Below are 19652 nucleotides of genomic sequence, written 5' to 3'. Positions count from 1 at the left end.
GTCCAGTTACAGCCCGGCGGATGCCAGCAGCCGGGCCATATGAGCGTGATGATCGGGGTCGCGAAAACACGGCGCCCAGGCCCATGTTTCGGCGGTGAAATCGGGCTCAAGCTCAAGGATCCGTCGGGCGTGGCGACGCGCGAGCGAGGTGTTTCCGGCCTCGGCCGAAAGGGCGCAAAGAACCATACGCGCACGTACGTTTCCGGCGTCATTGCGTAGAACGTTGTGCGCATGATGCCAGGCGGCCTTGTCCCCCACCTGCGCCATGGAGATCGCCAGATTTGATTCGATCCAGATCGGTGGGTGCGGCGTCAGGGCGAGGGCCTTTCGGCAGACCGCGATTTCGGCCTCATAGCGCCCGTCGTATCCCAAAAGCGTCCCGTAGTATCCCAGCAATTCGGGACTGTTCCGCCAGCGGTCGATCACGGGGCGCATCAGTTCGCAGGCTTCCTCGGTGTGCCCTGCGACGTTATGCGTGAACGCCTCGAGGGCGATGCAATAGGCGTCATCGGGATGCTCCGCCCGAAGGCGCGCCGATAGTGTCTGCACTTCCGAGAGAAAACTGTCGGGATCGCGGGCCATGCCAAGGCGGATGAGGTCCAGCTTGCAAAACCCGATCGCGACCTGCGCGGGCAGATATTCGGGGTCATGTGTCAGACAGTGTTCGTAGTGCCTGATCGCCGTGGAGAGCCCGTCGTAGGTGGTATGACCTTCCTTGACACGGCCGCGCTGGAATTCGGTCCAGGCTTCGGTCGATGTGGCGCGCGCGGACCAGATGTCGGCCCAGTGCCCGTCGCGCAGACGCAGTTGTAGCGCTGCGACAAGCTCCATCGCGATTTCTTCGACGGCGTCGAAACTGTCACCCTGCCGGAAGCGGAAGCGGCCATTCCACAGACAACTGTCATCGGCGGTTGACGTCAGCTGCGCGCCCACCCGCAGCGTATCTGCCCCCACCACGCTGCCGCTGAGGATATAGCCTTCGACGGGGGCGGTCTGGCGGCGGGCATCGCGGAGTTCGATTACGTCCGAAAGCGTGCCCAGCAGGAACATCAGCTCGTCGTGGATGGCGGCGGCGGTGATGGCGACGTCCGCAGTGTCGCCCACCGTCTCCATCGGCTCCAGCACGAGGATGGGGCGCTGGCGGCCCCAATGGGCGGGGCGTTGTGCGGGAATCGGGGTGTCGTCGCCTTCGCCTGTGTCGACGCTCCAGAAGGCCTGCCGCTCGATGGCGAGCCAGTCCTCGAACTCGGGATCCCCTACGTCGAGCCCTTCGAGCAGCTCGGCCCGGTCGGGGGGGAGGTCAGTGTCAAATATGTCGACCTCGACCGCGCCCAGATCAATACTGACGGTATCGCGTGCGATGGTGAACCAGGACAGATCTTGCGCCCCGAAAAACTTACTCAGACGGCTGAGTTCCTTTCGCAGGGAGGCCGCCCCCTGCGCGGGGGCGCTGGTGCTCCACAGGTGGTCTTGCAACCATGCGCGGCTGCGTACCGCGTTTTTGGAAAGGACGACGAGCGCAAGCAGCGCCTTGGCCTTGGTGCCAGGCGGCGTTGCGTCGCGCCCGTCGTCGCAGATAATTTGCAGCGGGCCGGACAGAAATATCTTGGTTTTTGCCGCGGCCATGCGGTGTCTCTAGGAGACGCGTTTACCGGCCGCAGCCGTAGACCACGATCTGGCCCATCGCCTCGCCCGCAAGCTCGTCCGCGTAGCTGCCCGCACCGCCGCCATCGGGCAGATAGGGGATCACGATATGGATAAGGTCCTTGGTATCGCGCACGAATTTGATCGTGGGCCTGCGCTTTTCTTCGGGGAACATGCCCGTGATACGTTCCTCGGCCTCTTCCGCGATACTGATGTCGCCCGCCGCGGCTGCGCGGCCAGCATTCAGGACCTCCTTGCCAAGGTCCTTGAGTTTGAATTCTGGATTTAGCTCTAGTCTCGCCATCTGGCGTTCCCCCTCTTGGTGTTGTGCCCCGTGGTACTATAGGGCGGTGTATGTCATTTATGAAAGTGAAATGACGGATGATTGGATTGATCTGGCCGAGCAGCGCGGGCTGATTTCCGGCGCGCAGGCCCTCGCTGTGCCGCCCAATGCGCCGTTGAGTGCTGCGGTGCGCATCGTGCATCTGCGCGCAGGCGCGCGGCCGCCCGAGGATGCGGTGGGCCTGCGCGTCGCGTTTGGCTGTGGTGCCACGGCGCCGGCTGCAGCGCGGCTCGCCGGGTTTGAGGCAATCGAACGCTATGCCCTGCAATTCAGCAGCGATGCCAGCGAAACGCTCGAAAGTGTGATGGCGTCCGATGGCGAGATCTACAGGATGCCGCGTACTGCGCTTGCGCTGGGGGCTCCGGGGACGGCGGGAACTGTGTCCTCCAAAGGGGCGGCAGCCGGTCCCTCGCCGGAAGCGGCGGCGATGTGGGCGGTATTGGAATGTCTCGAACACGGGCTGGAGGCACGGGGGCTCACCCACCGGCTGACGGGCTGGCAAAGCCCGCTCGCCGATTGGCTTAAGACGCATTTGCGCGGGATTGATCTGCACGTAACGCCGTATGCGGGGGTCGGGGTACTGGTGCGCGCGGTTTGCGCGGATTTCGACGGCGGGCGTCCGACCTACGGCAGTGCCTTTGGGGGTGCCCTTGAAGAAACCGTGCGCCGCGCAATCGAGGAGGCGATCGTGTCCTGGCGCAACATGGCCGCGCTGGAGCATCGCGGCGTGTTGGCACAGGGCCTGGCCCAAACCGAAGCGCGGCTTTTTGCCCTTTACCGTGGGGCCCGTGCGGATCGCCCAGCCTGCCCCGATGCGGACACTGAGGCGAGCGGGATTAGCCCTGCCAATCCGAGCCTTGGTGATGCGCTGCGCGCGGCTGCGGATGTGCTTGGCCAACCCGTGGCGGTGTTTGACATGACGGCACAGGAGCTGCCGTTGCCGGTGTTCAAGGCCGTACCGGTCGAACAGAGGACGCTCAGCCAACCCGAAGCACTCCGTTGAGGTGGTTCCAATCGGGTGGCATCTCGAACAGATCGGCAAAAGCCGCGAGTGTCCGGCTGCGCGGGCTGTCGGGCAGGCCGCAAACCAGCGTGCCGGGCGCGCAGGCGGGTACGTGGGTGCGCGGCGCCTCTTGGCAGGCGCGCCCTTCGACGCACAGGATGGGCCCAACGGAGATTGCAGCGGCCAGATCGTAGCCGCGCAGCGGTGGTGCTCCGGTTTGCGTGCCCACGCGAATATCATCCAAGAAGAGAGGTTCGGCATCCGTCGGCCCGAATTCGAGACGCATGAACCGCCCGTCGCGCCCCCGGCTAAAGCGTGTCCAGCTTCCGGGCAGGGGGGCGCCGCCGAGCGTAAAGCGCTGGGTATCGATCCCGTGCATATAAATGCCGAACGGTTCGGCCATCGCCGCGCGGCGTGCAGGCCCAGTTGGGTCCGGGAGGATCAGATCACGGATCCCGCGTGTCAGGGCCGCCGGGGCAGCCCGGCAATAGGCGTCGGCCCGGTCGGTCGCGGCGAAAACTTCCTCGATGCGCGCGCGGCGCGGGCGGTCTGCAGTGCCACTCACGAAGGCGCGCGCGCCCGCATGCACCATTTCGAGAAAAGCGATCAGCGAATTTGCCGGATTGCTCAGAAACAGGGCGTGCTGCACGTTCAGCGGATGTTCAGGTGGCTGATGTGGCCCGCGCCCGATCAGCCGCCGGTCAAAAAGCGCGGTCCGGCGGTCGATTGACAGACCACGCCAGCAATCGGCACTGATCCCGAAAAGTGCTGCACAGCTGTAGCGCTGGCGCAGGGTGCGGTGAATGCTGCGCAGAAATCCGTCGATGTCGTGCAGCGCCATCAGCCGCCACCACTCAGCCAGCTCGGTCGTGGCGACAAATCTTTTCGGGCGCAGGGTGCCGGAGGCATCAGGGCGCATCAGCAGGGTATACTCCAGATGCTCGTTTTGCAGTTCGGCCCGGCCCGGCCATCCGCAATCCGCAAGCTCTGCTGCGAGCGTGTCGCCGAGGCAGTCGCGCGCGTCGCGTGGGCTGCCGGACCATGTGACAGGAATTGCGGGACCCCGCGCCTCGAGGTCGTGCGGATCGACGCAGAGCAATGGATTGGGGGCCGCAGCGTCCAGCTGCGCGAGCGTCCGCGTGATCTGGCCCTGCCAAGCAGCAAGCGTATCCGGGTTTATGCCGGGATCGGCCTGACCGGGAGAGAAGGAGTAGGGCATGTAGCGTTCCGGTTCTATGATGGAAAAAGAGGGACCGCGGAGGGGAGTGCACCGCGGTCCCCCAGTGGCAGGGCAGCGTCAGGTGTGAGGGAAGAAGCTCACACCCAGTCTTGCCCCGTCATGGGAATACGTGCGCAAAAGGTCGGGAACGCACGAAATGAGGTAGAGGATGACAAGGGCAATCAGCCCCATCATCATGAGGATCAGCACGGTTGAGAGCGCATGCCCCAGCGACCGGACAGTCGGCGCCTCGACACGTAGGGGCAGGCGGGTGGGCAGAACCTTGAGCATCGATTACACTCCCGCGGGGGATTGCGGCACGTGGCGCAGCCGCCAGCTGTCGTAATCGCCCCCAGCCACGTCGACGCCAAACCCGCCCAGCCCGTCACCGTGGATCTTGAGTGCGTCCCCGTCAAAACTGTCGAGCGAGAGGGTCACACCTTCGGTATAGGTTACCATCTGCTCTGCCAGGATGCCGACGGCGATACGCTCGCCCAGCCGCAGACTGTCGAAATAGTCGCTGTAGAAGTGCACACCGGCCATGTTGCGCCCGATGGAGATGTTGGCGGCGAGCTTGTTGAGTTCTCCCTCCAACGTAAGCGCTTGCGTGGTGTCGCCCTGCCGCGTGCATTCGCTCAGCGCCAGACCGCCCGGCGCGGGCACGAACACCGCAGGCGCGCCAGCCTGTTCGAGCGTCAGCGCGCTGCCGTCGGTGGCGCGTGTGGCAAAAAACGCCTTGAGCACCGTGACGCAAGCGCCCGCCACCGTCGCGTGACCGGCCCCGTAGGAAGGATGCATGGGCGAGCCTTCGGGGTAGGCCATGGGGAGCAACAGATTGCAACCGTTGTCGGGCAAACCGCCCCACGCCCCTTCGCTTTGGGCAAATTGCGGGGATTCGTCAGCCTGTGCGATGGCGTGCAGCAGGTCGAAATCGTGGTGCTTTGCCGCACCCAGCTTTTCCAGGTGTGCCTGCGCCGGATCACTCGCCAGCCCCAGCGTGTCGCCGTGACCGTTGGCGACAAGGCTTGCTACCTGACCCAGCTTTTCCGGGCGGGCACGGTTGTGGATCTGAAATTTCTGACGGCGCACGGCGCGCAGCGCGCGGGTGGCGACCTCTGTCACCAGCGTCAGGATATGTGGCCCGCCCCATGTGGCAAAGGGTGTGCGGCTGAGCGATGTGTTCGGCTCGGGCAAGCCCGGATCCATCGGCGTGCCCCAGCTGAGCATCAGCAGGCAGGCGTTGAGATAGGCCTGATAAAGCGCATCGAAATGCACGTAGCTTGCCAGATCGCGTGGCGTTTCAATGAACTTGAGCGGGATATCGGGATCGAACGCCTGTTCGTTCTTGGTGTTGGCGCCGTTCTGGACGTCGAGCCATTCGGCCCAGTCGCGCAGATAGTCGACGCCGGGCGTCTGCGGCTCGATCCGCTGATCAATGCGCTGCGCGCCAAACAGGATCATCCCGTCGCGGGCGCTGATGCGGGTGCCGTCACTGCGCCGGGCGCGGCCGTGGATTTGCTGCACAGCTTCCATTTGTGCCCGACCGCCGCCGCGGCTGTCGTGGCCCTGCAGTATGAATTGCGACAGATACGGCCCCGCCGCACAGCCGGGGCTGGAACCGCGAAAAAGCGTTTGTGTGCACAGTGGGCCACCGTCGCGGGCCCGCCGCGCGGTCGAGACAGGATCAAGCGGTGCGCCATCCGCGTCGCGCGCATCGCCGCCGGGCTGGAACCAGGGCAATTTGCACAGCGCATCGGTGACAACACCGGCATCACCCGCCCCGTCGCGCATATCCTCGAACGACAGATCGCGCAGATGCGCCATGGCATAAAGCTCGGCCATCTCGCCCGCAAGCTCATCCGAGCCAAGGCGCGGCGCGGGTGCCATGCCGACGGCGGCAGGGCCGGGACCTTCGAGCGTGAACTGATGGCCTGCGAGTGGGCTTTCCCAGCCGCGCCAGTCAAATGGGGTCTCGCCGCGGGTGGGTGCCGTGCGGAACGAGCCCGTGTAGCGCGGCACATCGAACGCGGCGCGGCGTTGCCCGTTCGGGCTCGTGTAGGTCGGCCGCGCAACCTCGCGAAAGAACGTGGCATAGGCCGTCGGGTCGACATTGCCGTAGCAATCGTGCGGCAGCCCTTTGGTAAAATTCGTAGGCCAGCTTTGGGCAAAATCCTCGGCCTCGCCGTTGTGCGCCGACACCAGCGGTGTGGCGGCGTGATCTGCCGCCTGTGCGCGCCGTGCGTGACCTTCGGCCACATGCGCGCGTGCATCAGGCGAGGGTGTCGGCTGGCTATAGGGGCAGTGATCTTTCATGGCGTCCTCCTGTCTTTGGTCTAAAAGACAGGAGCGGCGTGACCGGATCGTGACCGCTGAGGCAGGGCCGCGTTAACTATTTGTTAAGGTGCAAGAATTGCATCCGGATCGCGCGGCGAATCAGCGGTATGGGATCGGAAATGTGACCGCCAGGGCCGCAATCTGTGTGGTCAGAGGGTCAGATTGACCTTGATCGCCTGTGTGCGGTCCGATGCCATGGCGAAGGCGGCCTGCGCCTCGTCGATGGAATAGCGGTGCGTGATCAGTGGCGCCGTGTTCAGCCTGCCGCGACGCATCATCTCGACCCCCGTGAAAAACTCCGCGTGAAAGCGGAACGAGCCCTTAAGCTGAAGTTCCTTGGCGGTCATGGCTTGCAGGGGCAGTGTCATGTCTCCGCCAAGGCCAAGCTGCGCGATCGTCGCACCGGGGCGCAGGACGGGTACCGCGGCGGCAAGCGCGGAGGCCACGCCAGAACATTCGAACAGCGTATCGAAATACCCTTTGCCCGCGCTGAATCGATCCAGGCTTTGATCCTCGCGCGCCACGTTTACTGTCGCATCCGCCCCGACCTCGCGCGCTTTGGCAAGCGTGAAGTCTGAAATATCGGTCGCCACGATCTCGACCGCGCCTGCGGCGCGCGCGACCAGTACGGCGAGCAGGCCAATCGGCCCGCAGCCCGTCACCAGCACCCGACGCCCCATCAGATCACCGACTTGCCGCGCGGCGTGCAGCACGACGGCGAGGGGCTCGGCCATTGCGGCCTCACCGGGCGTCAGCGCGCCCGCATCCGCACATTGCGCCGCATCCGCCACGATGTACTCCCGAAACGCACCCTGAATATGCGGGAACGGCATCGCGGAGCCGTAAAAGCGCATGTTCAGGCAGTGGTTCTGACGACCCTCGTTGCAAAAGCTGCAGCTGCCGCAAGGTCGCGAGGGCGAGACGGCGACAAGCGTGCCGGGCATCAGATCCGCGACGCCCGCGCCCACGCTTTCAATATGGCCCGCAACTTCGTGGCCGAGGATCATCGGCTCGCGTAGCCGCACGGTGCCGAAGCCACCGTGATTGACGTAATGCAGATCTGATCCGCAGATCCCGCCTGCCGCCAGCTTGACCAACACCTGACCGGGGCCGGGTTTGGGCATCTCGCGGGTCTCAACACGCAAATCCCGCGCGGCATGGACAACGACGACTTTCATGGCAGACCTTTCAGGGCCAGGAAGGCTGCCGGGTGAGTTGACAGCATGGGGGGGCGTGACCAAGGTATCGACAACTGTCCGGCGGTCAATCCCGCTACCTCATTCCGGAGCCGTCCATGTCCAGCCTTTTTGATCTCACCGGGCGTCGCGCCCTGATCACCGGATCCTCGCAGGGGATCGGGTATGCGCTGGCGCGCGGTCTTTCGGAGGCGGGCGCGGAAATCGTTTTGAACGGGCGTGACGCCGAAAAGCTGACGGATGCGGCAGAGACTTTGCGGGCGGATGGGGCGACGGTGCATGAACTTGCCTTCGATGCGACCGATCACGCGGCGGTGCGTGCCGCCGTGGACCGCTTTGAGGCTGAGACAGGCGCGATCGACATCCTGATCAACAATGCCGGGATGCAGCACCGCAGCACGCTTGAGGATTTTCCAGCCGACGCTTTCGAGCGTTTGTTGCAAACCAATGTCGCAAGTGTTTTCCACGTGGGACAGGCCGTCGCGCGTCACATGATCGGGCGCGGGGCGGGCAAGATCATCAACATCGCGTCGGTGCAGACCGCGCTCGCGCGGCCGGGCATCGCGCCCTATACCGCCACCAAAGGGGCTGTCGCGAACCTGACCAAGGGGATGGCGACGGATTGGGCGCGCCATGGGCTGCAGTGCAATGCCATCGCGCCGGGCTATTTCGAGACGCCGCTGAACGCGGCTCTCGTCGCCGATCCCGAATTTACCAACTGGCTGGAAAAACGAACCCCTGCGGGCCGTTGGGGCAAGGTTGAAGAGCTGGTTGGTGCGGCGGTTTTCCTGTCGGGTCCGTCATCGAGCTTTGTCAACGGGCACACCCTTTTTGTCGACGGTGGGATCACCGCGTCTCTCTAGACTTTGCGAGGAACACTTATTTCGACGGGCCGCAACGGGCCGCCGGTCAGGGCAGGGGGCCCTGCAAAACGCAAGATCCGGTAGCGATTGGATGATCCAGCCGCTATCTCGCGACCTGAACCGGCGTGTCGGGCATCGCAAGCGGCGCAAAGGCAAGGGTCCCTGCGGCTGTTAATTTGCGGATTTCGTGACGGGCGAGGATCGGTGCGGCCCGCGGCCCGTATCCCGTCTCCCCGGCACCTGGCCGCACCGTCGGGACGGCCCGCAGGAGGCGGCCAAGATCGGGCTCTGGCAAGCTGCGCAGCGCCCAGCGGCCGGGATAAAAGCTCTCACTCGGGCGGCCCTCGCAAATCAGGATGTCATGCCGCGCGAGACAAAGATGCACGTAGCTTACGCGCGGGCGGCTCAGGGCATAGGAGGCCAGTTTGGTTTCTTCGGCCAGGTGTCGCGCGCGTGCGAAAGCCTCGCTGCCGTCGGAGAGGGTCATGAGCATGCAGTGCTGCGGTGAGACAAGAAGGGCGCGATTGCCGCCGCCGGAAACAGGCTTGATACGAACCGGGGTACGGCGCGGGTCGCGGTGACCTGATTGCAGGGCCAGCTCCGTTTTCCCGGTCCAGACCAACGGCAGCAGGGCGCCGCTGTGGGTGCAGACGACATCTCCAGCCTCAAGGCTTTCGACCGCGCGCGGACCTCTGGGCGTGGCAATCCGCATGCCTTTGGCGAAGCAGACTACGCCGGTATTGTCGGCGGTAAAGCTGTCGCGGCTCGCCCCCTGGAACGTGAGGTTATTGCTCGCGTCCATCTGGGCGTTATCCGAATAATCAACATCACCCCCGTTGGCTGTGCTGTTTGATTGGTTGAGAACGCCGTCGTCATCGAAATCTTCGCGCAGTTCACCTACCCGGTCATAGAATCCGGACAGATCGATAAAATCGTTGTTGGTCGTATCGCCGTCCCCGATGGCACCGGAGTTGCCAAAGTTGAAATCAGTGATGGTGTCGGCGCCTTCGGCCTGGGCGTAGACAAAGACATCATCACCGTCGCCGCCTGAAAGACTGTCGTTCCCTGCGCCCCCTTCGACCGTGTCACGGCCCGTGCCGCCGGTGATCGTATCATCGCCGTCGCCGCCCCAGATGTCGTCGTCATCGGCGCCGCCGTCGAAGCTTTCGTTCCCCGCGTCTCCGACAATCGTGTCGTTGCCCGCATCGCCGAAGACCGTGTCATTCGCGCCGTAGGTGACGATGCTGTCGTTGCCATCGCCACCCCGCAGCACGGCGTCGTCATCGCCTGGCGCAAATCCGCCGTAAATTGTGTCGCTCCCGGCCCCGCCGTCAACTGTGTCACCTCCGACCGCGTGGCGGATGAAATCATTGCCGCCGCCACCCTCGATGCTGTCAGCCCCGGCCCCACCGTCGATGGTATCGCCACCTGCACCGCCCTGAATCGTGTCTTGTCCGTCGCCGCCCTCAATGCTGTCGGCATTGCCGCCGCCATTCAGGCTGTCATCGCCAGCACCGCCGATGAGTGTATCGCTCCCGCCGCCGCCCGATACGGTATCGGCGCCCGCGCCGCCCTCGACCCTGTCCGCGCCGGAGCCACCATCGACGTTGTCATCCCCGTCGCCCGCGACGATCGTATCGTCGCCATTCCCGCCAGTGATGGTGTCGTTGCCCGAGCGGGTGTCGACACTGATCCCACCTGTGCCGGCCTTGCCGGTCGCATCGACGATATCCGCCTGATCGGTGGTGATGACCTGCTCGATCTCGGAAAAGGTGATCGTATCGGTGCCATCAGTGATCGTGCCCGCCTCGTCACCGGTAAAGCTGACGGTGACGGGGCCCGTCATTGCGCTGAGATCAATTACGTCGTCATCGATGCCGCCTTCGCCACCCGAGATGGTGTCGTTGCCAAAATTGTCATGAATTACGAAGGTGTCGGCATCATCGCCCCCCGACAAGCTGTCGGCACCACGCCCCCCCGCAATGGTATCTGCGCCTGTCCCTCCTTCAATCGTATCGGCTGCTCCATCATCTATCGCGACATCGGTTGAGCCCCCGCCGAGATTTGCGGCATCATAGCCCACCAAAAGGTCATCACCGGCGCCGCCCTGAATGTTGTCGGCGCCATCGCCCCCTCGATACTGTCGTTACCCGTCCCCCGTCGAATGTATCATTGCCGGACCAACCGCCAATAATGTCATCGCCCGAACCGGCATCAACTGAGTCGTCGCCCTCTCCGTCAGAGATCGTATCCCGGCCAGATCCGCCAAGGATTGTGTCGTTGCCCTGACCGCCCCTAATTTCGTCGTCGCCACCCCTTGCGTCCAGAAAGCTCCCTGAGGTGTCATCGACAGCATTGATGCTGTCGTTCTGATCGGTGGTGATGATCTGCTCGATCTCGGAAAAGGTGATTGTATGGGTGCCATCAGTGATCGTGCCCGCCTCGTCACCGGTGTAGGTTACGGTGACGGGACCCGTCAGCGCTGTCAGATCGATGATGTCGAAATCCCGGTCCGTACCGTCCGTGGTTCCTTCGCCGCCGATAATGACGTCGTTGCCGAAGTTGTCCTCGATGATAAAGGTGTCGGCATCGTCGCCACCCTCCATCGTATCGGCCCCGGTACCGCCGCGCAGGGTATCTTCGCCACCGGTGGCAACGATACTGTCGTCACCCGCGCCGCCATCGAGGCTGTCGTCGCCGTCAGAGTTCAGCAGCGTGTCATTGCCGTCGCCGCCCAACAGCGTGTCCTGACCTAGGCCAGTGGTCAGAAAGTCATCGCCTGCGCCGCCTTCGATATAGTCGTCCCCGTCGCCGCCCGCGATGGTGTCGGCCCCGTCTCCGCCAAGCAGAATGTCGTTGCCACCGTTGCCAATGAGGATGTTGTCATCGGACGTGCCGAGGAAGGTATCATCGCCGGACCCGCCGGTCACATTCTCGAAGTTAAGATAAGTGTTCCCGTAGCTTCCCGCACCGGTTTCGAGGTTGATCGAATAGCTGAAGCCGTCCGTCCCGGTGCCGCCGATGGTGAATGTGTCAACGCCGCTGCCACCGTCGTAGACGTCGTCAGTGCTGCCGTCGAAGCTGCTGAAGTTACTCAGAACCGTGTCATCGCCCGCCCCGGCGTTGACGATATCATCCCCCTCGCCGCCGTCCAAAAGGTCGTTGCCATCCCCACCCTCGAGTGTGTCGTTTCCTGACCCGCCTGACAGAACATCGTCGCCGCCAAAGCCCTGCAGGCTGTCATTGCCTGCCTGACCCGACAATGTGTCCCCTGCGCTCAGGCTGCCGTCGATAGCGTCGTTGCCCGCCCCTGCCGAGACATTCAGCGACCCGCTGCCGAACCCGAAAACCTGATCATCAAAGTTCGAGCCGACAACTGTATCCGTCCCGTCGTAGGCAAAAAAGGAAATCCCCTGACCTGCGCCGGACGCATCGACGAAGCTCGCTGTTCCGTAGGCGTCGAAGGAATACACATCCGTGAGCGTAAGCGTGTAGGTGCCATCGCTGGAGATCGCATTCTGGCCGTCGGAAAAGCTGAGATTCCAGTTCTCGTCCAGCCCGACGAATCCTCCGCCCGTCCCGGCAATGATCGTGTCATTCCCGGCTTCACCTTCGACATACACGGTCTCGACATCGACGAGCAGATCATCGCCCTGCCCACCAAAAAGAGTGGCGCGGTCATTTCCAGCGCCGCCGTAAATGGTATCGTTGCCCTGACCATCGCGGATTGAATCGTTGCCCGCTCCTGTGTCGAGATTGACGCCACGGGTTTCGGCGCGCGCATCGACAGTATCGGTGTTGGAGCCGAGGGTGATCCGTTCAATTTCGGAAAAGGTGAGTGTGTCGGAGCCGCTGATGATTGTGCCTGCTTCGGCGCCGGTCCAGTCGACGGAAAGTGTCGCAGAAACCGAACTCAGGTCGATGATGTCAAAATCCGTACCGCCCTCTCCGCCTACAATCGTAGCTGCCCTGAAGCCAAAGATGGCGCGGAAAATGTCGTCGTCATCACCGCCGTCCTGCAAACCGACAGAGATATTGAACAGATCATTGCCGCCCTCACCGAAAGCGGCGGTACCTGTGCTGGAGCCCGACTGGAGATAATCATCTCCATCCCCGCCGTACATGGTATCGTTGCCAAGGTTGGAATAAAGCGCATCGTCGCCGCCCCCGCCGTAGAGCACATCGTCGCCGGACCCACCCTCAAGGGTGTCGTTTGAGGTATCGGTATCGCCAGGCAGGGCATAGTTACCGTCCATCCGGGTGGCAGACACATTGGTATAGTTGACAGAAACCGCATCCAGTGTAACGGATTCAATCGGCTTGCTGGTCAGAAGCGCGTGATCGGCGTTGTTCGTGGTTTCAGGCATCATGTAGAGATGCCCGTCAGTCGTCTGAAGGACGACAGTGTTGAAATTGCCTGTGGTTCCGTCGGTGAAGGTAACGGTCGCGTCGTAGAATGAAGCGACGTCAATCTCACGGGCGGTGCCGTCAATCGTGATCGTCTCGGCCGTTTCGGTATCGCCGATGTTTATCCAGGTATTGCCGTCCGTATCGGAGGCAACGGCGGTTTGCAGGCTGTGGTAAAGCGCGTTTTGCGCGCTGCCGAATGTGCCGAGGATCGCGGCGGCGTTCTCATTGACAGTGTTGCCGTCAGTGGTGTCCATTTCGGGGGCGTAGCCCAGATGAAAGACGCCGAAGCTCAGCGAGGGCGCGTCGCTGCCGCCAGATGAGGTTGCACTGTCCTGACCACCAAAGAGTGTATCATTGCCGCTCCCGCCCTTGATAAAGTCGGCACCACCGTCGCCAGTGATAAGGTCGGCATTGGCGCCGCCATCCACGCTGTCGGCACCTTCCCCGGCAAAGATGCGGTCCACCCCCGCACCGCCGTCGAGCGTATCATCCCCCAGCCCGCCAAGGACCGTATCATCGCCCGACCCGGCATTGATGATGTCATTCCCCGCGGTTCCGAGCAGCGTATCATCGCCGAGCGTGCCGCTCAGGATCGTGAAGAAATCGAATAGCGTTGCACCGCCAAGATTGGCATCCACACCGCTGACCCCGGATTCTCCAACCACAAAGGTCGTGGTGCCATCCGACAGCGTCAACTTACCGGTCGCCTGATCAAGATTGACCGTGAAATTGCTGGGCAGGCTGTCAAAATCAAGGGTGTGCCCCGCGGTCGACTGATTGATCCCAGACCAGAACGCCGGATTATTCCAATTTGACGATGTAACGATATGCGTTGCCACGTTTTTCACCCAAGCCACTTTTTCAGGGCTTTGGCAGCTATCAGAGGTTTGTTAGTTTTCCCTGAAGCCACACGGTGAATAGGCAAAAGTCGATGTAAGCTGTTGCCACCCTTTAACTGGGAAGAGGTAGGTCGCTACGGTTCCTCGAGACGCTTTGCGCCGGGCTTTCGCCAAACGGGGCGCGAAGTTCTAACAAGGTTTCCAACCTAACGCTTGACGGGGGCGACATCCCTGCGATTCCTTGATAGATTGATCACGAAACCATGCCCTTTAATTCGGAGATACCGAATGAACGTCCCTTTTATTCAGGAAAACCGCCGCGCGCGATTGACCACGTCACTGGCGATCAACACGCTGGTATTGCTTCGTATGGATGGGCACGAGGAGTTGTCGGGCGATTTTACCTGGACGGTTGAAGCGTTATCCGCCGATCCCGATGTCGATCTCAACGCATTGCTCGGCACACACGCAACGATCGAGATGGATGTTGCGGGTGGGCAGCGCTATTTCGACGGGATTGTCACCGCCGCGCAATGGTGCGGGATGGACGAAAACGGCAACCGCTACGACATTGTTCTTCGGCCATGGTTGCATGTGGCGGGCCTGCGCCGCAATCAGCGGATTTTTCACCGGATGAGCGTAGATCAGATCCTCAAGGAGCTTCTTGGCGTCTATGCCGAGTTGGGGAATCCTCATCTTGAGCTGGAATTGACCGATGACTATCCGACCCTCGAATATACCGTTCAATACAACGAAAGCGACGCGGATTTTGCCCGCCGCCAGATGGAGCGGTTTGGCATCACCTGGCACTGGGTGCATGAGAACGGCAATCACAAGCTTGTCCTGACGGACCGTGTGAGCCAGCAGCCCGATGTTTCCGGCGGCAACCGACCCTACTACGGCGTCGAAGGCTATCACATGCACGATGAGGAGCATTTTGACGGCTTCCGCGGCGGTTCGCGCCTGACCACGGGTGCAGTACGGCTGACAGAATATAACTTCAAATCACCACACGCTGCGCAAGAGGTCGATCAGGTCGGTGAGGCAACGCACGCACAGGGCCAGATCGAAAGCTTCGACTGGCCGGGCGACTACCTCAAGCAAAGCGAGGGGCGCGGCGTCGTCAATACCCGCGTGCAGGCTGAAACAGGACAGGCGATTCGCTATCTTGCGAAAGGTGATGTTGCGAGCCTTGGCGCGGGTTGGTGTGTCACGCCGACGGGTGACACGATCCCGGGCGTGACAGGACAGCGTATGTTGTGTCTGCGGGCGCAGCATATCTACCGCGCACAGGCCTACGGCTCGGGCGATGCGAAAGGTGGCGAAGAGGCATACGAAGGATCCTATGTGCTGATGCCCGATACTGCGCCGATGCGCCCCGAACGGCGCACCCGTGTGCCGCTGGTGCACGGCCCGCAAACGGCTGTCGTCGTGGGCTCCGGTGAGATCGACTGCGATGAATACGGTAGGATTCTCGTGCAGTTTCATTGGGATCTTGACGGTGCTTATTCGATGCGCTGCCGTGTCAGCCAGAATTGGGCCGGGCGCGGCTGGGGCGGAATGGTGATCCCTCGCATCGGCATGGAGGTCGTGGTCGAGTTTCTTGAGGGGGATCCCGACAAACCGCTGGTCACGGGCTGTGTCTACAACGGCGCGAACCCGGTGCCCTATGATCTACCGGCCAACAAGACACGTTCGACCTTCAAGACCGATACACACGAAGGCAGCGGTTTCAATGAGCTGATGTTCGAGGATCTACGCGATGAAGAGCTGATCTATATGCACGGCCAAAAGGATCAGGAGATCGAAATCCTGAACGATCGTCGCAAATCCATCGGCAGGGACGAAAGTAACACCATCGCACGCGACCGCAGTCAGGTCGTGGGCCAGGATGAAACGATGAACGTGGGCCGTGACCAGCGCGAGACCGTCGGCCAGGACGTCTATTACGAGGTCAAGCGCAACCAGCAGGAAAAATACGGCAAGGACCACGTGCACAATGTGGGCAACATCCACAAACAGGATATCTTTGCCGACCATATCGTGCAGGTCGGACGCAACCGTGAAGAGACCGTTTTGGGTAAATCCACGCTCGACGTGACGCAGTCCATCACCAACAACACCGGCAAGCATACGCTGATGGCCTTTGAAAAGTTTACGATCAAGGGTCCGGGTGGCAAGATCACCATCGACGGCAGCGGCATCACGCTTGAGGCTGCGCGGATCAATCTCAAGGGCTCGGTATCGATGGGCGGGGGCGGCAGCGCCCAGGTTCCGACGTTGCAGGGCGCCGCGCGCGATGCGTTGCCTCTGGTCGAGGAATGCCTGACCCAGAAAGAGGAGTAGCGCCATGCTGCCCGTTGCCCGCGTGACTGACAAACACGTCTGTCCCCGTTGCAAGATCGTGACGCCTATCATCAAGGGCAGCCCGCAATCCACGTGCGATCAGCTCCCCGTGGCGCGGGTGGGGGACAAGACCGCCTGCGGAGCGACCATCGTGAAAGGGTCATCAATGGCGACTGCGGATGGAAAGCCGGTGGCCTACCTTGGATCGACCACATCGCATGGCGGCGTTATCATTACCGGGTCCCCGACCGCCAAGGTCTTGCCCTGAGCCGCGTGGCGTCGGCGGTGGCGCGCGATGGTCATTCCGGGAGTATTGGACCCTTTGCCATGACGCGGGCCAGCAAGAGCCATTGATTTACCGTGCCACGTGCGCCCAGCATGATGGCCAATAAAAGCCCCCATAAGAGTGGCGCAATAAGGCCACGCTGACCAAAATCCGTGGCGATGGCGACAGGCACCAGCGCAAACCCGGTGGCCGCCACCAGCGCAACCCCTGCGAATTCCAAGACCGTTGCAAAGGGGCTGCGCAATCCGTCAAAGGCAGTTGCGATCCTGCCGCCGCCCGGCACCATTGCGGCCAGAACGAATTCGGGGTGTCCATCGGCTCCGACGCGGAGCCTTTCTGCCCGCAGCGCCTCAAGCGTGTGTGCGCTGACGCCAGCGTTGACCCGAAAGAGCGCGCGGACGGACCACGCGATCACCAACGTCGTTCCGGCAAGCAGTGTCAGCGATCCGATGGGGACAAGGGCGATCAGGAGGGCCGCAATCATTGGCCCCACATACAGCATCATCGCGACCATCGCACCGATGCCGATTGCGCGCCGGGCGAGCACGAGGGCCCACGCTATCACTCCCCCGATCGTCAACAAGACAGTGCCCATCACGGATGCCGCCCGGATAATCGGCGGCGCTGCATCGGTGAATACTGCGAATGGCTGGGCCAGTTGCGTCAGTGAGGCAAGGAAATAGCACGGCAGGATCAGCACCATGACCAAAACCTGCCAGCGAAAGATCGGGGGGATCGCTTCCGGCGGGTCGCCAAGCGCGAAACGTGTCCTGAGAAGGTGCCGAAGCGGCATCGCTAGAATAATCCGCTGCCGCGCCCGCTCATCAGATTTCGTCTGACCTGGCCCCAGCCGCTGTTCCACTCGCGCCGAATTTCGCCACCGGTTTCGCGCAGGTCATCGGCGATCTGGCCGAGCGTATCCGCAAATCTGCCGGTAATCTCGACCGCGCCCTGGGCCACTGCCCCCAGTCCGCTGCTGACTTTTCCCATCAGCTTGTAAAACTGATCTTCGAGACCGAAGTGTCGGGCCACGGCGGTCACGATCGCCCCGACAACAAGCCCGGCGACCAGTCCCGCACCGACAACCAGCAGGCCCGTGCCAACGGTCAACATCGCGGCGCCCCCCAGCATTGTGATCAAGCCACCGATGACCATGTTCGCAGCCACGGTCGAGATCACCAATGCAGTCCCGTCGACCACCAGCATGCTGAACAAACGGTTCCAATCCCCGCGAGAGCTGGGATTTTCGTACCATTGCAAAAAGTTGATGGTCCCCACGATCACAAACCCCACGACGGGCACCCGCGACATGGCGGGTGCGGTGCCGGGTGCACCTATCTGCCCGCGCGTGCCCGCAACGACTGTCGACAACCGTGACCGCGCCAGGCCGGCGGCAACACCGACCGCCAATTGGCGCGAAATGCCTGAATTCAGTCGGGCGACGATGACCAGCGACCCGATGCCGTTGCGCATCACGCGCAGCGCACCCTGACCGCCCTGCACGATGGCACGCAGCGCCGCGCGTCCGTTGCGTCCGGCAAGGGCCTGAACCGCCTCGGCCACCGCAGGCGCGCCGTCCGTCCCGGTCATGCGCAGATCGACATAGCCATCGGTTGCATCAAAAAGCGATTGCGTCAGCGTGGCCTCATCAACGACTTCGAGGACAATCAGAATAGCGGAGGCGACGCGCAGCAACACGTCATTTGGCGCCGTGTCGATGTCGATATCGCCCTCTTGCGTGATCATGCTTTCCAGGGATGCCGGAATTTCGCAGACGAGCAGATCCTCTTCTGTCCCGCCGCCGCCACCGCCGCGCGTGTTTGGACCGACTTCGCTGATCAAAACGCCGACATCCTGCGGGGATGTAATGTTGAAATCATTCAGATTGCATATGTTATGCGTGGTCCCGCGCAGTCGGACCGCCAGTGTATTGGTTGTTCCGGCAAGGGTATTGGGCAGGATCATTCGCTCCCCGTGGGGCAGTGGACCGGTCGATTGTCCGTTCACCAAACCCTCTACGGTGAAATTCGCGTCTTCGCCGTTAAAGCGAAAAAGGTTGCCCTCTGCGCAGCGGGCTTCGCTGTCGTCGCAATTGATTGCATTCATCCGCTTTCCCCCGTGAGGTCAATGGCAAGTTTGAGCGTCAAGCGCGAGCGGTCAAGTTCGTGTTTGTCGCTGTTGAGGACCTTGTCGAAACGCGGATCCTGCTGGGGCAGTGTGCCCAGCAGGATCGCGGCAAGGCAATAGCGCTCAACCGATTTTTCCGAACGCCATCCCATTTGCCGGGCCGCCATGACCAGATCCGTCACTGTTTCAAGCCGCTCGGATTTATCAATATCGCCCAGCGGGGGACGCGTTCGCCCAGCTCATCGGTCAGGGTCTCGCAGTAGATCTGAAGCCGGATCCGATCCAGATCCTCTCGCAGATGAGGCCAGTGGCGCGGCCTCTCCGCGGCAACGCGCGCTTGCGCGTGTACGGCGATATCGTTCCACCAATCCACGCAGATGATCTCTCCCTCCCCCATCAGGGCCAGCAGATTTTCACGGGCTGTGTCGTGATGATTGAACAGGTAGCGCGCCATGACCCGTGGCTCCCAGAAACGGAAAAAGACGGGCTTGGGACCATCGAGCCTGACCTGAGTAAAGTGGCGAAGATGGGCGTAGAGTGCGTCGAGCGGCATCGCGCTGCGCAGCACCGTTCCCCAACCACGCCCCCAAAGCGCCCAAGGGGCGTCGCCCACGGTGAAAAGGCTGCGTACAAAGGGCGTGCCATCGTGGAGTTCGACAAGCCAGGGGGCTACATCCTGCAAACCGCTGTCTTTGGTGTACAGGCAGCGATGCGGCAGGCCCGATGTCTCAAGCAATTCGGCAAGGCCGTCGATCTTGGCCCCGTCTATCACGGCAAAGCTGAAGCGCGCCGCTGTGCGTGTTCCAAAAATCGCGTCTTGAAGCGCAACCGGCACGCAAGCCTGCGTGCGCGTTGCGTCTGCGAGGGCGATGGGTTCGACATCCGGAACCACCCGCACGTCGAGGTCCGGCGCGTCAGTGGCCGTCTCCTTACGGCGGGCCTCGGGATCCCAGGGATCTGTGTTGTAATCCATCACTGCCTCAGGCTGGACGCTGTCGTCTGACATTATGCGGTAATAGGACCGGGCCGCAAACGACAAACG

Annotated in this window: 16 protein-coding genes and 1 pseudogene; 4 read left to right on the top strand and 13 right to left on the bottom strand. The window is 62.4% G+C overall.

Going from position 1 to position 19652, the window contains the following annotated elements; translation table 11 throughout:
• Window positions 1–6: 6 nt before the first annotated feature.
• Window positions 7–1626 (bottom strand): hypothetical protein, encoded by a 1620-nt coding sequence (locus KDD17_RS17550; protein ID WP_212706339.1) that lies wholly within the window; start codon window positions 1624–1626, stop codon window positions 7–9.
• Window positions 1627–1648: 22 nt separating this feature from the next.
• On the bottom strand, window positions 1649–1948 hold the full coding sequence (locus KDD17_RS17545; protein WP_212706338.1) for a hypothetical protein: 300 nt from the start codon (window positions 1946–1948) through the stop codon (window positions 1649–1651).
• Window positions 1949–2018: 70 nt separating this feature from the next.
• Here KDD17_RS17545 and KDD17_RS17540 point away from each other — a divergent pair, with 70 nt between their 5' ends.
• Complete coding sequence (locus tag KDD17_RS17540; protein ID WP_212706337.1) at window positions 2019–2990, top strand: YcaO-like family protein; 972 nt, start codon at window positions 2019–2021, stop codon at window positions 2988–2990.
• Here KDD17_RS17540 and KDD17_RS17535 read toward each other — a convergent pair.
• The 4 genes from KDD17_RS17535 to KDD17_RS17520 form a co-directional block, all read right to left on the bottom strand.
• Complete coding sequence (locus tag KDD17_RS17535; RefSeq protein ID WP_212706336.1) at window positions 2965–4209, bottom strand: hypothetical protein; 1245 nt, start codon at window positions 4207–4209, stop codon at window positions 2965–2967. The two genes, KDD17_RS17540 and KDD17_RS17535, sit on opposite strands and share 26 nt — an antisense overlap.
• A 78-nt stretch (window positions 4210–4287) precedes the next feature.
• Window positions 4288–4500 (bottom strand): hypothetical protein, encoded by a 213-nt coding sequence (locus KDD17_RS17530; protein WP_212706335.1) that lies wholly within the window; start codon window positions 4498–4500, stop codon window positions 4288–4290.
• Window positions 4501–4503: 3 nt separating this feature from the next.
• On the bottom strand, window positions 4504–6522 hold the full coding sequence (locus tag KDD17_RS17525) for a phosphatase PAP2 family protein (RefSeq protein ID WP_212706334.1): 2019 nt from the start codon (window positions 6520–6522) through the stop codon (window positions 4504–4506).
• Window positions 6523–6692: 170 nt separating this feature from the next.
• Window positions 6693–7721, bottom strand: a complete 1029-nt coding sequence (locus tag KDD17_RS17520; protein ID WP_212706333.1) for an L-idonate 5-dehydrogenase — start codon at window positions 7719–7721, stop codon at window positions 6693–6695.
• A gap of 116 nt (window positions 7722–7837) precedes the next feature.
• On the opposite strand from KDD17_RS17520, the gene KDD17_RS17515 reads away from it, so the two are divergent.
• Window positions 7838–8602 (top strand): SDR family oxidoreductase, encoded by a 765-nt coding sequence (locus tag KDD17_RS17515; RefSeq protein ID WP_212706332.1) that lies wholly within the window; start codon window positions 7838–7840, stop codon window positions 8600–8602.
• Between the two features lie 103 nt (window positions 8603–8705).
• On the opposite strand, the gene KDD17_RS17510 is transcribed toward KDD17_RS17515, so the two are convergent.
• From KDD17_RS17510 to KDD17_RS17505, 3 genes and pseudogenes are all read right to left on the bottom strand, one after another.
• The gene (locus tag KDD17_RS17510; RefSeq protein ID WP_254796979.1) at window positions 8706–10559 is read right to left on the bottom strand and encodes a Hint domain-containing protein; all 1854 of its coding nucleotides are present in this window, start codon (window positions 10557–10559) and stop codon (window positions 8706–8708) included.
• An 18-nt stretch (window positions 10560–10577) separates the two neighbouring features.
• A pseudogene (locus KDD17_RS19300) lies at window positions 10578–10715 on the bottom strand (calcium-binding protein); the annotation flags it as partial.
• Complete coding sequence (locus KDD17_RS17505; RefSeq protein ID WP_212706330.1) at window positions 10696–13860, bottom strand: calcium-binding protein; 3165 nt, start codon at window positions 13858–13860, stop codon at window positions 10696–10698. The pseudogene KDD17_RS19300 and the gene KDD17_RS17505, both read right to left, overlap by 20 nt.
• A 279-nt stretch (window positions 13861–14139) precedes the next feature.
• On the opposite strand from KDD17_RS17505, the gene KDD17_RS17500 reads away from it, so the two are divergent.
• Both KDD17_RS17500 and KDD17_RS19295 read left to right on the top strand, forming a co-directional pair.
• Window positions 14140–16197 carry a type VI secretion system Vgr family protein gene (locus KDD17_RS17500; protein ID WP_212706329.1) on the top strand — a complete coding sequence of 686 codons (2058 nt, stop codon included), beginning with the start codon at window positions 14140–14142 and terminating at the stop codon, window positions 16195–16197.
• Between the two features lie 4 nt (window positions 16198–16201).
• Window positions 16202–16465, top strand: coding sequence for a PAAR domain-containing protein (locus tag KDD17_RS19295; protein WP_212706328.1), 264 nt, complete (start codon window positions 16202–16204; stop codon window positions 16463–16465).
• A 31-nt stretch (window positions 16466–16496) separates the two neighbouring features.
• Here KDD17_RS19295 and KDD17_RS17490 read toward each other — a convergent pair whose 3' ends face one another.
• From KDD17_RS17490 to KDD17_RS17475, 4 genes are read right to left on the bottom strand one after another with little or no spacing between them, the layout of a single operon-like run.
• A complete protein-coding gene (locus KDD17_RS17490; protein ID WP_212706327.1) occupies window positions 16497–17276 on the bottom strand; it encodes a hypothetical protein in 780 nt (259 codons plus the stop codon).
• 2 nt (window positions 17277–17278) lie between these two features.
• On the bottom strand, window positions 17279–18589 hold the full coding sequence (locus tag KDD17_RS17485; protein WP_212706326.1) for a hypothetical protein: 1311 nt from the start codon (window positions 18587–18589) through the stop codon (window positions 17279–17281).
• Window positions 18586–18777, bottom strand: a complete 192-nt coding sequence (locus KDD17_RS17480; RefSeq protein ID WP_212706325.1) for a hypothetical protein — start codon at window positions 18775–18777, stop codon at window positions 18586–18588. The genes KDD17_RS17485 and KDD17_RS17480 overlap by 4 nt, the downstream gene beginning before the upstream one ends.
• 11 nt (window positions 18778–18788) lie before the next feature.
• Window positions 18789–19616: a DUF4123 domain-containing protein gene (locus KDD17_RS17475; protein WP_212706324.1), complete on the bottom strand. Its 828-nt coding sequence runs from the start codon at window positions 19614–19616 to the stop codon at window positions 18789–18791.
• Window positions 19617–19652 lie beyond the last annotated feature (36 nt).

Origin of the sequence: Sulfitobacter albidus (assembly GCF_018200035.1) — a bacterium.
In the GTDB taxonomy this organism is placed as follows: domain Bacteria; phylum Pseudomonadota; class Alphaproteobacteria; order Rhodobacterales; family Rhodobacteraceae; genus Sulfitobacter; species Sulfitobacter albidus.
Note: the sequence above shows the minus strand (reverse complement) of the source record. Positions and strands in the feature narration are given on the sequence as shown.